A 14363-nucleotide genomic window follows, 5' to 3' on the forward strand; every position below is an offset into this window, starting at 1 on the left:
CTGCTCGGCAGCTACGAGCTGGGCGGGGGGTGGCTGCGCATCGGTGACGTGAAGATCGGCAAGTACGCCTTCGTCGGCAACTCCGGGATGACCGCCCCGGGGCGCAAGGTACCCCGGCAGGGGCTCGTCGCGGTCCTCTCGGCTGCGCCCCGCCGGGCCAAGGCGAAGCGGGGCACGTCATGGCTCGGGAGCCCACCGCGACCGCTGCGCCGCGACGGGGCCAAGGGCGACCAGAGCCGTACCTACCACCCGCCGACCCGGCTCCGCGTGGCCCGCGTCCTCGTCGAGCTGTGTCGGGTGGTGCCGGTCTGGGTCCACGTCGCCCTCGTCGTGCTCGTCGTCGCCGCCATCGAGGCGGCCGCCTCGGTCGATGTCCTGCTGGCAGCTCTCGTCAGCGGCCCCCTGCTCCTGCTCGGCGGCGGCGTCGCGGCCGCAGTCACGTCGTTGGCCAAGTGGGCGCTCGTCGGTCGGATGCGTCCCGGCGACCACCCGCTCTGGAGCTCGTTCGTGTGGCGCAACGAGCTGGCCGACACCTTCGTCGAGGTCGTCGCGGCGCCGTGGTTCGCGCGCGCCACGACCGGCACCCCGGTGCTCAACCTCTGGCTCCGCACCCTGGGCGCCCGGATCGGGCGCGGGGTCTGGTGTGAGACCTACTGGCTGCCCGAGGCCGACCTCATCGAGCTGCGCGACGGCGCGACCGTCGGGCGGGGGTGTGTGGTGCAGACCCACCTGTTCCACGACAGACTGCTGAGCATGGACACCGTCACCCTGCGGGCCGGGGCGACCCTCGGGCCCAACAGCGTCATCCTGCCCGCGGCGGTGCTCGGGCGATACGCGACCGTCGGGCCGGTGTCGCTCGTCATGCGGGGCGAGTCGGTGCCCGACAAGACGCGGTGGATCGGCAACCCGATCGGCCCTTGGCCGGACGAGCAGCCGTGAGCCAGGCCGTCGAGGTCCAGGCCGACGCCCTCGTGCCGCGACACGGAGACCCCTCCTACGGGGTGGAGCACTACGACCTCGACCTCACCTGGAAGCACCTCGGCAACCACCTCAGCGGTCGCGCCGTGCTCGACCTCGTCGTCGAGCGGCCCACTCGCAGGCTCGTGCTCGACCTCCACGCGCTGACCGTGGGCAAGCTGTCGGTGCAGGGAGCCCGTCTCGCCCAGTGGAACCACCGGCAGGGTCGGCTCGTCCTCAAGCTCGGCAGCGAGCTCGCCGCCGGGTCGAGGGTGCGCGTCACCGTCGCGTATGCAGGTGTGCCGCGTCCGGTCCCCGGACCGGACGGTGAGGCCGGCTGGGAAGAGCTGGAGGACGGCGTCATCGTCGCGTCCCAGCCGCACGGCGCCCCGTCGTGGTTCCCCTGCAACGACCGGCCGTCCGACAAGGCGACCTATCGCATCGGCCTCACTGTCGCCTCCGGCTACACCGTGGTCGCGAACGGCCGGCTCGTGGAGAAGCGGGCCGCGTCGAGCCGCACGACCTGGGTGCACGTCCAGGACCAGCCGATGGCGACCTACCTGGCGACGGCGCAGATCGGCCGCTACCTCAGCCGGCCCCTCAACGGGGCGAGCGTCCCGGTCACGATCGTGCACCCGGCCCGCCTGACCGCAGCCGTAGCAACGGGTTTCGCCCGACAGGTCGAGATGCTCGAGGTCTTCACCCGATTCTTCGGGGCCTATCCCTTCGACTCCTACACCGTCGTCGTCACCGACGACGACCTCGAGATCCCGCTCGAGTCGCAGGGCCTGTCGACCTTCGGCGCCAACTACGCGCGCACCGACTGGGGGGCGCAGCGGCTCATCGCCCACGAGCTCTCGCACCAGTGGTTCGGCAACAGCCTCACCCTCGCGCACTGGCGTGACATCTGGCTCCACGAGGGCTTCGCCTGCTACGCCGAGTGGCTGTGGTCGGAGGAGTCCGGGGGGCCGTCGGCGGCGGAGCAGGCCCGACGGCACTGGACGCGGCTCCACGCGCAGCCCCAGGACCTCGTGCTCGCCGACCCCGGGCCCACCGAGCTCTTCGACGACCGGATCTACACGAGAGGCGCGTTGGTCCTGCAAGCCCTGCGGTTGACGGTCGGCGACGCCGCGTTCTTCGACCTCCTGCGGGCCTGGGTCGCCGAGCACCGTTACGGGTCCATCACGACCGCGGACTTCACCGCGGCTGCGGCGGCGCACTCCGGTCTGGACCTGGGCGACCTCTTCCGTCGTTGGCTGCACCAGCCCAAGCTCCCGGCGCTGCCTCCCGCACGATGACCTCCGGAGCCGCCGACGCGACGACGGCGAGGGTCGCGGCATACCGGCTGGGGACGGGGATGTCCTCGAGCCAGATCCGTTGTCCGCGATGGGCTTTCGGGCCCTCGATCAGAGCCGCAGGCTCGTCCGCCGCACTGACCCGGATGCTGCGGGGGGCGGTCCGGAGGCCGACGCCGACGGCCTTGAGGACCGCCTCCTTGCGGGTCCAGACGAGGCCCCGCTCGGCGGGCGTCCCGTCCCGCTCCTGCGGGTGGAGGGCGACGGCCGGAAAGCCGTCGAAGCCGGTCCGGGCCACCTCCTCGACGTCGATGCCGACCTCCACCCCGACCTCGCAGCCCTCGGCCACGGCGACCGCGACCAGTCCTGCGGCCCGGCTCAGGCTGACCCGCCACCTGCCCGACGGGGTCAGGACGACGGGCCGGCCGTGGTCGGCCGAGGCGCAGGCCGGGCAGAGGTGCCCGACCTCGACCGCTGCTGGCTGACACCCCGCGCGGTCGGCGACGGCGGCACGGAGCAGGTCTCGGGCCGGGTCGCCGTCCTGGTCCTCCACCTGCGCCCACCAGACCGAGACCACCACCATGAGGACATCCCACCGCTGCCGGGGTCCGCGTGTCCAGCACCGGTCCGACCCGGCAGCCGCGACAATGCCGGTATGCCGCCCGCCCCCCTCGACCCGATCCTGCTGGCGCCGCTGGTCGCCCGGGCTCGTGGTCTCCTGCGCGACGACCGCCGCGCCGTCCTCGGGCTGGCCGGTGCACCCGGCGCCGGCAAGACGACGCTGGCCGAGGCCCTCGTGGCGTCGCTCCGTCAGGACGCTCCGGACGGCCTGGGCGAGGACAGCGTCGCGCACCTGCCGATGGACGGGTTCCACCTCGCGGACGTCCAGCTCGACCGGCTCGGGCTGCGCGCACGCAAGGGGGCACCCGAGACGTTCGACGCCCGCGGCTACCTCGCCATCCTCGACCGGGTGCGCAGCGAGACAGGGGTGGTCGTCTACGCGCCGGGGTTCGAGCGCGACCTCGAGCAGCCGATCGCGTCAGCGGTGGCCATCCCTGCGGCGGCCCGACTGGTCGTCACCGAGGGCAACTACCTGCTGATCGAGGAGGAGCCCTGGCCGCAGGTGCGGGCGCTGCTCGACGAGGTCTGGTTCGTCGACGTCTCCGACGCACTGCGCCAGCAGCGGCTGGTGGCACGGCACGTCGCGTTCGGCAAGGAGCAGGGCGACGCGCAGGCGTGGGCGCTCGGCCCGGACCAGGCGAACGCCGAGCGGGTCCTGGCCACCCGCGCTCGCGCCGACCTGCTGGTGACGCTCACCTGAGTCCACCGGCAAGGCCGCATGGCCCGCCTCCCGGAGGAGGCGAGCCCCATGGGGCAGAACGGCATCCGATCAGCTGACGGTCATCCGAGGGCGCCTCCGACGCCCGAGCCGACGCCCGAGCCGACGACCGAGCCGACGACGACGGACCCGGTCCCGACGACCGCCCCCTGGTCGGTGACCACCGTGAGCGCCCCGAAGAGCTGACGCCCCTCGGTGACGCCGCTGCTGGCCGTCACGGTGCCGCTGAGCGTTGCGGTGCCGCCCGCCGCGAGCACGAGGGTGGTCGACGGGGCCGACAACGTCCCGAGTGCGGAGGAGAAGAACACGTCGCGGTAGTCGTAGTCGGTGGACCCGGTCGGGACGGCATACCCGTCGACCACGACGGTGTAGGTGCCGGCCACCGGGTTGAGCAGGCTGACGGCCTCCTCCGAGTCACCGTCGGCCGACTGGCCGACCAGCGTGGTGCCCCGGTAGACCGCGAGGTCGAGGTCGGCTCCCGGGTCGCTGACGTTGCCGATGGCGACGTCGAGGCGCGTGGCTCCGGCCGGGACCACGACGTCGTACTGCTGCTGCGCGCCATCGGCGATGGTGGGTCGCGTCACGGAGGCGCTCCCGAGGGGACCACCGGTGCCCGTCACCGAGACCGGGCCGTAGGCGTTCTCGAGGGTCCACGTCACCGGGGTGGCGACCCCGACCTCGGCGCTGGGCAGGGTGACCGTCTCCGGGTCGACCGTGACGCCCTGCACGGCCATCCGCACCTGGAAGGGGTTGTTCAGCGCGGGCGAGGTGCGACGTGCCTCGACCTCGACCTCCCAGATCCCCGGCAGCGGCTTGTCGTAGGACCGCTCGTCCGACTTGCAGGTGTTGGCCGGGTTGACGTAGTTGAGGTAGCACCCCGTGGTCGCCGTCGGGTCGGCCGGGACCCCGTAGGGGTTGATGGCGACGAACCGCGTCTGCGAGCCGGTGGCGATGCCGCCGAGGTTGACCTGCAGGGTGGCCGCGCCCTCGGGCACGGTGACGAAGAACGACTGCGTGTGGTTGCGGTCGTTCGTCCCGACGACGGTGGCTCCGTAGGCGGGGGCCACGGACTCGTCGGCAGCGATCACGGTGTTGAGGATCGCGAAGTCGACCCCTGCCGTCTTCGGGTCGTCCACCCGCATGATCGCGCTGTGGGCACCTGCGGCCGGCTTCGCGTCAACGCTCACCGTGACCGGCGTGTTGAGCGGGAGGTTGACCCACTTCGCCGAGGTGAAGGTCCCGTCGTTGCCGACCCAGCTGATCTGATGGGCAGCCGCCTTCGCCGCGCCGCTCGTCCGGGTGAGCGTCACGGCATACGACTTCTTCTCGCCCGGCTTCTGGCCACCGCTCGCCCCGGCGCAGCGGTTGTAGATGCCCTGGCCCGAGCCCGGCGTCGCGAGGAAGCCGGAGAGCGGGGTGCAGACCGGGGCGCTCGAGGTGTAGGTGCGGGTCTCGAGGGCGGTCCTGAGGAGACCCCAGGCGTCGGGGACGTCGAAGAACCCGTTGCCCTGCGCGTATGCCGGGATGTCGGCCTGGAACTTCGCGGTCGAGTAGATCGCCTGGCGCAGGGCGGCCGGCGTGACGCCGAGCCCCTTGGCCTTGGCCGCGGAGAGCAGCAGCGCGGCGGCGCCGGCCGCCTGCGGTGAGGCCATCGAGGTGCCTTGCAGCATCGCGTAGCCCGGCGGCAGCCCGTAGCCGGCCTCGGCGACAGGCGCACCCGGCAACCACAGCTGGATCGTCGAGATCGCCGCGCCCGGGGCCGTGATGTTGGGCTTGAAGCCGCCGTCCTCGCGTGGGCCGCGCGAGCTGAACGGCATGATGTCGAGCTTCTTCCGGACGACCGAGCCGTAGTTGGCCAGCCAGGTGTCCTTGCTGATGCTTGCCGCGACGGCGACGACGTCGGTGGCGGCGGCGGGGTCGCCGATGGTGTTGGCGCCCGCGCCGGAGTTGCCGGCCGAGATGAAGAGCTGGACGCCGAAGTCGTTGATCAGCCGGTCGTAGAGGACGGCGCGGGCGTTGTTGCCGTCGTTGAGGGCCGGTAGGCCACCGATCGACATGTTGACGACGTCGACGCGGCGGTTGACGACCAGGTCGACCATGCCGTCGGTCAGAGCGGCGGCGGTGCAGCCGCCACCCCACGAGCAGGCGCGCGACGACACGATCTTGGCGCCGGGCGCCTGACCGTCGTATCCGGCGTTGCCGAACATGTCGTTGCCCGCCGCGATGCCGGCGACGTGCGAACCGTGTTCGTCCTGGATGATGCCGACGTTGACGAAGTCCGTCAGGCCGGGGATGCCGAAGTCGGTGGTGTCGAGGGACTTCCACTCGACGACGAAGGGCACCTGCTCCCGGACCGGGGTGTCGGGGTCGTCGACGCCGAAGTGGCCCATGTCGTAGGCGGCCCTGTAGGGCTGCATCGGGGCGTTGTCGGTGAAGTCGCCGTTGTTGTCGGAGTCCACCCGGACGGCGTGCGTGGCCGGGTCGTAGAGGACCCCGAAGGTCTCGTTGAGGACACCGTTGCGGTTGACGTCGCCGCCGAACTGGTCTGCGGCAGTGATGCTCTCGCTGAAGCGGCTCACCTTGTAGGTGCCGACGGGCGCCGTGTAGGTGCGGCCGGCGTAGACGAAGGAGGGTCCGCTGACGGCGGTCAGCATCGCTCGCCACGATCCGTCACCGTCGACGATGGGGTCGGTCGAGGTGACCCAGTCGACGATCTTGCGCTCGCCGGTGCTCGTGGTCTGCAGCGCCGGGTTGTCGAGGTCGACGCCGGAGTCGAGGATGCCGATCGTCGTGCCGCGGCCGTCCCAGGTCGGGTGGGAGCTCTTGAAGCTCACGGAGCCGGTCTCGTTGGTCGGTAGGTACGGGTTGCTCGCCGGGGTGGACGGTCCGGGAGCCGGGTAGAGCGCTGCGGCCTTCGTGCCGGTGGCCGCTGCGCCGTCGGGCCGGGGGTCGTCGAGCGGGATGGACTCGTTGAGGTCGAGCGCGGCCAGCCCGGGGATCTTCGCGACTCGGGTGACGGCATCGGTCGGGAGCACCACCTTGAGGTAGCCGACGGCGTCGACGCGGGTGGCGATGGCGCCTCCCAGGCTCCGCACCTGCGCGGCGACGGCCGCTGTCCTGCCCTTGTCGGTGGCGATGAGGACGGTGACCTTGGCCTGCTTCGTGGTCTTCGCCTGCGCCAGGAGCTGACGGTCGTGGTCGCCCATCGTGTCGGCGGACCCGGACTTCGCCGGTCCGGTCGTGGTCACTGCGGTGCCGGGCGCGATGGGGGTGGTGTCGGCACCGGCTGCCGCGGTGGCCGGGGAGCCGCCGGCAGCGAGCAGGCCTCCGGCGAGGGAGAGCGCGGCGATCGCGGTGAGCGACCTCCGGCTCCAGGTCGAACGATGACTCAAGAGATGTCCTTCCACGGGGCTGCAGGGGGGTGCCCAGCGCTGTCGTGAGTCTCGGCGGAAGGGGGGTCGCCACGAACGAGGGACTAATCGTGACCAACCCGTGACCTTGCTCCGAGGTGAAACTCAGGCAAGCAGTTTTCGAGGATCCGGGCCGTGCTCAGCCCGAGGGCTCTGCTCAGGTTGCTCCCAGGTTGCGGGCGGGGTGCGGTCCGCTGTCAGGTACCCGCGCGGACGTCGTCGACCACGAGAAGCGTCCCCTGCTGGCAGTAGGACATCTGCGTCCTGTCGGTGTGTCCCGTGACGGTGACCGGGGTGCCGGCGGTGGTCCCGGCGTGGAGCAGGGCCTGCTGCTGCTGGGTGCCGCCGACGAGGACGTAGCGGTCGAGCAGGACGCACGAGGCCTCGACCCCGGCCTGCGGGACCCCCGTCAGGGTCATCCGGCCGGTGGCCGGCACGGTGACGGGCGGGGTAACGGGCACGGTGACGGGCGGGGTAACGGGCACGGTGACGGGTGGGGTGCCGAGCGGAGTGACGGGCACGGTGACGGGTGGGGTGCCGGGGATTCCGGAGGACGACGTCCCGCTGGCGCCGGGGGTCGGGGCCTGGGCCTGGCCACAGGCCGTCAGGCCGCCGACGAGCAGGAGGGCGACGGCGGCATACCGGACGGGTCGGGGGCTCGTGCCCACCAGGACACACCACGGGCCCGTTCCGATCCCGTTCAGGGCGATTGCGGGCTCCTGCGTGCCGGATGCGCGGCATAGTGGACTGCGACGAGATCCCGCCCGAGTCCGACCTGGAGGCCACCGATGCCCACCGCAGTCCTGTCCCAGACCTCTGGCGACACCGACGTCCCGCTCATCGAGCAGACCATCGGTGACAACTTCGACGCCACGGCAGCGAGGTTCGGCGACCGCGAGGCGTTGGTCGACGTCGCGAGCGGTGCGCGGTGGACGTATGCCGGCCTGGCCCGTGACGTCGAGCAGCTCGCCCGCGCGCTGGTCGCGGCAGGGATCCGCACGGGCGACCGGGTCGGCATCTGGGCGCCGAACTGCGGGGAGTGGGTGCTGGTGCAGTACGCCACCGCGAAGATGGGCGCGATCCTCGTCAACATCAACCCGGCATACCGCTCCCACGAGCTGGACTACGTCCTCAACCAGGCCGGCACCCGCATGGTCATCGCGGCGCCGAGCTTCCGGACGAGCGACTACGCGGCGATGCTGGAGGAGGTCCGCGGCAGCGTCGCGGCCCTCGAGCAGGTCGTCCTCATCGGCACCTCGAGCTGGGAGGAGCTCCTCGCCGGTGCCGACCGGGTGACCTCGGCAGAGCTCGCAGAGATCCAGTCCGGCCTGCGCAACACCGATCCCATCAACATCCAATACACCTCGGGCACAACGGGATTCCCCAAGGGTGCCACGCTGAGCCACCGCAACATCCTGAACAACGGCTACTTCGTCGGCGAGCTGTGCCGTTACACCGAGCTGGACCGGGTCTGCATCCCGGTGCCGTTCTACCACTGCTTCGGCATGGTCATGGGCAACCTCGCGTGCACGACGCACGGCGCGGCCGTGGTCATCCCGGCACCGGGTTTCGACCCGGCCAAGACCCTCCGGGCCTGCCAGGACGAGAGGATCACCTCGCTCTACGGCGTGCCGACGATGTTCATCGCGGAGTGGGCGCTGCCCGACTTCCCCAGCTACGACCTGTCCACCGTGCGCACCGGGATCATGGCCGGCTCACCGTGCCCGGCCGAGATGATGAAGAAGCTCATCGCGGCCGGGATCGACGAGGTCTCCATCTGCTACGGCATGACCGAGACGTCGCCGGTCTCGACGCAGACCCGGATCGACGACACCTTCGACCAGAAGGTCGGCTCGGTGGGGCGCGTCGGTCCGCACCTCGAGATCAAGGTCGTCGACCCGGCGACGCGTGAGGTGCTCGGACGCGGCGAGCCGGGCGAGCTTGCCACGAAAGGCTATTCGGTGATGATCGGCTACTGGGAACAGCCGGACAAGACCGCCGAGGTACTGGTGGACGGATGGATGCACACCGGCGACATCGCGGTCATGGACGACGCGGGCTACGTGCAGATCACCGGCCGGATCAAGGACATGGTCATCCGCGGAGGCGAGAACGTCTACCCGCGGGAGATCGAGGAGTTCCTCTACACCCATCCCGACATCCTCGACGCCCAGGTCATCGGCGTCCCGGACGCGAAGTACGGCGAGGAGCTGTGTGCGTGGATCCGGATGCGCGACGGCGCCGAGCCGCTCACCGCCGAGTCCGTGCGGGCGTTCGCGACGGGCAAGCTGGCGCACTACAAGATCCCGCGCTACGTGCAGATCGTGGACGAGTTCCCGATGACCGTCACCGGGAAGGTGCGCAAGATCGAGATGCGGGAGAAGTCCGTCGCCGACCTCGGGCTCGCCGGTCAGGGGTAGGCGACGCCGAGGCGGGCGGACCGCCAGACAGACAGAGCACGGCGCAGGCAGGCGCTGTGCCGGCATACGTCGCCGTATGCCGCACCCGCTGGCGTCCATCGTCGGTTCGGCGGAGCGGGGTGACGGCCGTCAGCCCCTGACGTAGGCCGCGCGATCCCGGATGGCGTGCGCCTCGAGGTGCCAGGAGATGTGGCCGATGGCGATGACGAGGCAGACCTGTGCCATGCCGTACAGGACGGCGGACAGGATGGTGCCCACCGCTGCGGCCGGCAGCACGTCGTTCTCGGCGCCGGCCACGTAGGCCCACGTCGTGAGGCCGACCGGGACGGCGACCGACAGGAGGGTGAGGACCCACCACCCGAGGACGGACGGCGCCGGCGGCGGCCGGGTGTGGTGCCGCTTCGAGTCGGTGGCGTTCCACGCGTCGCTGACGACCTGCATCGGCCACCACAGCTGCAGGACCGGGATGAACCCCGCCAGCACGGCGGTGAGCGCGCCGTGGCGCAGCAGCTCACGGCTGGTGCGCGGGTCGGTGTAGACCCCCACCACCCAGGCGAGGAAGAACGCCAGCGACAGCAGGTGCACGACCGCCACGACGACGGTGAGGCGGAGCGTCGTCCCCGTCACGTCGGACAGGGCCGCGTGGATCTCGTCCTGGCTGCTGGTCCCCAGGACGGCGACGCTGACGACGTTGTACTGATGCACCTGCCACAGGGCGTTGACCGCGGTCGCGATGACGGTGAGCACGAGGCCGGTGCGGGTCAGGAACCCCAGCGTGTGCAGCCACGGGCGGGTCCGACGCTCACGCCGCGAGCGTCGGGCGCGGCGGGCCGCTGCCAGCGTCGAGCCGCGGGTGTTCGGCTCCAGGGAGCCGACCAGCCGGACCTCTTCGGCCCAGTGGTGCCCGTCCCAGTACCGTTCCTGTGCGCTGTCGCTGGGGTCGGATCGCCACCCGGGACCAGCGCCTGCGGGGAAGCGCGCGCTCACGGGACGGGCCACCGGCTCCGGGCGTTCGGCCACGTCGGTCATGCCACCAAGTGTCTGGTCGGCGTCCGGGCACCGCATCCACCGAACGGTCGGAGCCGCTCTACGCTGGGGGTCATGAGCTCGCCCTCCGACGTCCTCGCGCCCCGGGTCACGGCCGCCATCGCCGCTGCCTTCGGCGACGACCACCCCGACCTGCGGGACGCCGACCCGGTGCTGCGCCCGAGCCAGTACGCCGACATCCAGGCCAACGCCGCGCTGGCCATCGCCAAGCGGGTCGGTATGCCGCCGCGCGAGGTGGCCGCGCGGATCGTCGAGCACCTCGACGTCGGGGACGTCTGCAGCGAGGTCGAGATCAGCGGCCCCGGGTTCGTCAACCTCACGCTGTCCGACGGCTGGGTGTCCGCCGAGGTCGCCGTCGTCGCCGCCGACGACCGGCTCGGGGTGCCGGTCCAGTCGCCGCAGACCATCCCCATCGACTACTCCGCCCCCAACGTCGCCAAGGAGATGCACGTCGGTCACCTCCGGACGACCATCGTCGGCGACTCCCTCGCGCGCACCCTCGAGCACCTCGGCCACCACGTCGTCCGGCAGAACCACATCGGCGACTGGGGCACGCCCTTCGGCATGCTGATCGAGCACCTCCTCGACGTCGGCGACGGGTCGCCGGAGGCCGACCTCCTCGTGACCGACCCCAACGCCTTCTACCAGTCGGCCCGGGCCAAGTTCGATTCCGACGACACCTTCCAGTCCCGGTCGCGTTCCCGGGTCGTGGCCCTCCAGGCCGGTGACGTCGACACGCTCGTGACGTGGGACCGGCTCGTGGGGATGTCGAAGACCTACTTCAACCTCATCTACGGCACGCTCGGGGTCACCCTCACCGACGCCGACCTCGCCGGCGAGTCGACATACAACGACGAGCTCAAGGGCATCTGCGACGAGCTCGAGGACGCGGGCATCGCGACGATCAGCGACGGTGCGCTCTGCGTCTTTCTCGACGGCTACACGGGCCGCGAGGACAAGCCGGTGCCGCTGATCATCCGCAAGTCCGACGGCGGCTACGGCTACGGCACGACCGACCTCGCGACGATCAGGTACCGGGTCCAGGAGCTCAAGGCCGACCGCATCCTCTACGTCATCGGCGCCACCCAGGCCCTCCACCTCAACATGGTCTGGGACACCGCCCGCAAGGCCGGCTGGCTGCCCGACGACGTCACCCCGATCCACGTCCAGATCGGCAACGTCCTCGGCGCTGACCGCAAGATCCTCAAGACGCGGTCCGGCGACTCGCTGCGCCTGATGGCCCTGCTCGAGGAGGCCGTCGGCAACGCCCGGCGGGTCATCGACGCCGCTCGGCCCGACCTCGACGAGCCGGTCCGCGCCGCGATCGCCCCTCAGATCGGCATCGGCGCCGTGAAGTATGCCGACCTGTCCGTCGCCCACAGCAGCGAGTACGTCTTCGACCTCGAGCGGATGCTCGCCCTGACCGGCAACACCGGCCCCTACCTGCAGTATGCCGCCGCCCGCATCCGGTCGATCTTCCGAGCCGCGGGTCTCGACGTCGTGACGCCGGAAGAGGAGGCGCGTCGCCTCGTCGTCCGTGAGCCGGGGGAACGGACGCTGGCCCTGCTGCTCCTCCAGTTCGGCTCTGTCGTCACCGCGGTCGGCGACGAGCTGGAGCCACACCGGCTCTGCGGCTACCTCTTCGACCTCGCCCAGGCCTTCTCGTCGTTCTACGAGAGCTGCCCCGTGCTCAAGGCCGATGACGCCGAGACTCGCGAGTCCCGCCTCGGCCTCTGCGCCCTGACGCTTCGCGTGCTCGTCCAGGGACTCGACCTGCTCGGAGTGGAGTCACCCGAGCAGATGTGAGCGGGACGAGCTACTGCAGGACGTTGACGGCGCGGGCGACCACGAGCGCCGTGGTCGAGAGCGCGACGATCGACTGGACGGACATCAGCGCCTTGGCCCACCGGCTGAGGGGGAGGGTGTCGGTCGGCGAGAACGCCAGCACGTTGGTGAGGCTGACGTAGAGGTAGTCGAAGAAGAGCGGCTCCCACTCGGGGGGCGCCAGATGGGGGTCGCTCATCTGGGGGAAGAGGAAGTCGGGGTGCAGCCGCGACCCGCTCGCGCGGACGAAGGGCCCGCCGCGGTCGAGCTCCCAGAACCAGATGCCGAAGGCGATGACGTTGGTGCCGTAGATCGCGGCGCCGCTCCCGAGCAGGCCGACGGCGTCCTGGCCGGTATGACCCTGGAGGATGCTGGCGTCCAGCCCGACCGCCGAGATCGCGTTGTCCAGCGTGATCGCCCCGACGAGGACGACGCTCATGATCCGTCCCATCCGCGTCGAGCGGTTCAGCCGCACCGGGTTGAGTCCGGTGAGGATCAGCAGCAGCACCACCTCGAGCGCAGGCAGGAGCCAACGGGGGTGCAGGCCGTAGCGGTCCGGGAGCCGCAGCTGAAGGGCCACGGCGACGAGGATCGCGATGGCCACGGGAAGCCGGTTCTCCGGGCTCGTCGCGCGCAGCCACGCCGGCACGTGGACGTCCCCGTGCTCGATCCGACGCAGGAGGGCGGCGAGGTGCGCCTGTCGGAAGCTCTCCTGGTGGGGTGGAGCGCCGTCAACCTCGTCGTCGGTCACGAGGGGGAGTGTGGGGCACGAGGTTGACAGGAGCCTGAACCCGAATCCGGGCCGTCCGCATCGTGGTCCGGCGACACGGCGCCCGGCTAAGGCGTTTCTCAGAACCGTGCCATAACCTCGTGAGTCAGAGTGCGCGGGCACTGCATGAGGTCCCAGGAGGCAACACAGTGAAGTCCCCCTCGTCGTCGGAGCTGGACCGACAGGTCGGTCCCGACGACACGTACGGACGTCGGCGGACCGGGCGGACCGGGCGACCGCGGAGCCGCCGGCGCCGCTGGTGGAAGAGCCGGCCGTTCCGTATCGCGCGGGCTCTCCTGCTGGTCTTCCTGGTGTGGCTGATCTGGTCCCTGGGTGGTGCGCTGATCGCTCCCGGTGGTGACAGCGTCGCCGCCCGGGTCGCGGAGTGGGCCCGCGACAACCACATGGGCGCCATCGTCACCGCGCTGGAATCTGCGCAGTACAACGCCAACCCGCCCGCGCTGGGGGGCAAGCCGACGATCGCCCTCAAGCCCCCTGCCGAGACCACTGCCCCGAAGCCGAACGCCGCCACCACCACCACCGTCGCCGCACCCGTCCTGCCTCCGCGGTTGGTCTCGCCGGCGGGAGCTGCCCTCCCCGACGAGGGGACGTGGCAGGTGCTGGCCCAGGTCAACGGCGCGCCGGCGCTGGTCGGCGCCTACCTGCGCCCGGACGCAGCGCACACCTCCTACGTCGCCGGGGTCGTGTCCATGGACCCCCGCATCCTGCGCTTCGAGCTGCACCCCGGCACGACCGATCCCGGTAGCGGCAACTGGGGCGTCGCCCCGACGATCGCGGCCGGCTCGCGAGCCGGCCTGCTGGCGACCTTCAACGGCGGCTTCAAGGTCAACGAGTCCGGTGGCGGCTTCTTCCTGAACGGCGTCACCCGAGGCACCCTGACGCCCGGGATCGCCTCACTGGTCTTCTACAAGGACGGCCACGTGGCGGTCGGGGTCTGGGGCCGCGACGTCACCATGACCGCCGACGTGGTGGGCGTGCGGCAGAACCTCCACCTGGTCGTCGACCAGTCCGCCGTGCCCGCCGGGGTCGACTCCAACGTCCAGTCGGCGTGGGGCCCGACCATCGGCGGCAAGGAGTTCGTCTGGCGCTCGGGGGTCGGCGTCACCGCCGACGGACGCATCATCTTCGTCTACGGGCCGGCCCTGTCGGTGCGCACCCTGGCGGACCTGCTCCATCAGGCGGGGTGCGTGGAGGCGATGCAGCTGGACATCAACCCGGCGTGGATGTCGTTCATGTACTACAACCCGGCTCCCGATCCGGCGAACCCCACCCCCACCAAGC

General features: G+C 71.2%; 10 protein-coding genes and 1 pseudogene. 6 read left to right on the forward strand and 5 right to left on the reverse strand.

The window, feature by feature from the left end:
* Both Q0R63_RS20440 and Q0R63_RS20445 read left to right on the forward strand, forming a co-directional pair.
* Positions 1-939: pseudogene (locus Q0R63_RS20440) on the forward strand (amino acid adenylation protein); the annotation flags it as partial.
* Entirely contained in the window at positions 936-2255 is a 1320-nt protein-coding gene (locus Q0R63_RS20445) for a M1 family metallopeptidase (protein ID WP_295701594.1), read from the forward strand. The pseudogene Q0R63_RS20440 and the gene Q0R63_RS20445, both read left to right, overlap by 4 nt.
* On the opposite strand, the gene Q0R63_RS20450 is transcribed toward Q0R63_RS20445, so the two are convergent.
* Entirely contained in the window at positions 2155-2835 is a 681-nt protein-coding gene (locus Q0R63_RS20450) for a 4'-phosphopantetheinyl transferase superfamily protein (RefSeq protein WP_295701597.1), read from the reverse strand. The genes Q0R63_RS20445 and Q0R63_RS20450 overlap by 101 nt on opposite strands.
* A gap of 72 nt (positions 2836-2907) precedes the next feature.
* Here Q0R63_RS20450 and Q0R63_RS20455 point away from each other — a divergent pair, with 72 nt between their 5' ends.
* Complete coding sequence (locus Q0R63_RS20455) at positions 2908-3573, forward strand: nucleoside/nucleotide kinase family protein (protein ID WP_295701599.1); 666 nt, start codon at positions 2908-2910, stop codon at positions 3571-3573.
* Positions 3574-3653: 80 nt separating this feature from the next.
* On the opposite strand, the gene Q0R63_RS20460 is transcribed toward Q0R63_RS20455, so the two are convergent.
* Entirely contained in the window at positions 3654-6983 is a 3330-nt protein-coding gene (locus Q0R63_RS20460; RefSeq protein WP_295701601.1) for a S8 family serine peptidase, read from the reverse strand.
* A gap of 215 nt (positions 6984-7198) precedes the next feature.
* The gene (locus Q0R63_RS20465; protein WP_295701603.1) at positions 7199-7669 is read right to left on the reverse strand and encodes a hypothetical protein; all 471 of its coding nucleotides are present in this window, start codon (positions 7667-7669) and stop codon (positions 7199-7201) included.
* 120 nt (positions 7670-7789) lie between these two features.
* On the opposite strand from Q0R63_RS20465, the gene Q0R63_RS20470 reads away from it, so the two are divergent.
* Positions 7790-9421, forward strand: a complete 1632-nt coding sequence (locus Q0R63_RS20470; protein ID WP_295701604.1) for an AMP-binding protein — start codon at positions 7790-7792, stop codon at positions 9419-9421.
* 129 nt (positions 9422-9550) lie between these two features.
* Here Q0R63_RS20470 and Q0R63_RS20475 read toward each other — a convergent pair whose 3' ends face one another.
* A complete protein-coding gene (locus tag Q0R63_RS20475; protein ID WP_295701606.1) occupies positions 9551-10450 on the reverse strand; it encodes a DUF4328 domain-containing protein in 900 nt (299 codons plus the stop codon).
* Between the two features lie 72 nt (positions 10451-10522).
* On the opposite strand from Q0R63_RS20475, the gene argS reads away from it, so the two are divergent.
* Positions 10523-12274 carry an arginine--tRNA ligase gene (argS, locus tag Q0R63_RS20480; RefSeq protein ID WP_295701608.1) on the forward strand — a complete coding sequence of 584 codons (1752 nt, stop codon included), beginning with the start codon at positions 10523-10525 and terminating at the stop codon, positions 12272-12274.
* A 10-nt stretch (positions 12275-12284) separates the two neighbouring features.
* On the opposite strand, the gene Q0R63_RS20485 is transcribed toward argS, so the two are convergent.
* The gene (locus tag Q0R63_RS20485; RefSeq protein WP_295701610.1) at positions 12285-13043 is read right to left on the reverse strand and encodes a hypothetical protein; all 759 of its coding nucleotides are present in this window, start codon (positions 13041-13043) and stop codon (positions 12285-12287) included.
* A 167-nt stretch (positions 13044-13210) separates the two neighbouring features.
* On the opposite strand from Q0R63_RS20485, the gene Q0R63_RS20490 reads away from it, so the two are divergent.
* Positions 13211-14363, forward strand: a 1153-nt coding sequence (locus Q0R63_RS20490) for a phosphodiester glycosidase family protein (protein ID WP_295701613.1), incomplete at its 3' end; no start/stop codon positions are given.

Source organism: Lapillicoccus sp. (genome assembly GCF_025353065.1).
Classification (GTDB): Bacteria; Actinomycetota; Actinomycetes; order Actinomycetales; family Dermatophilaceae; genus Lapillicoccus.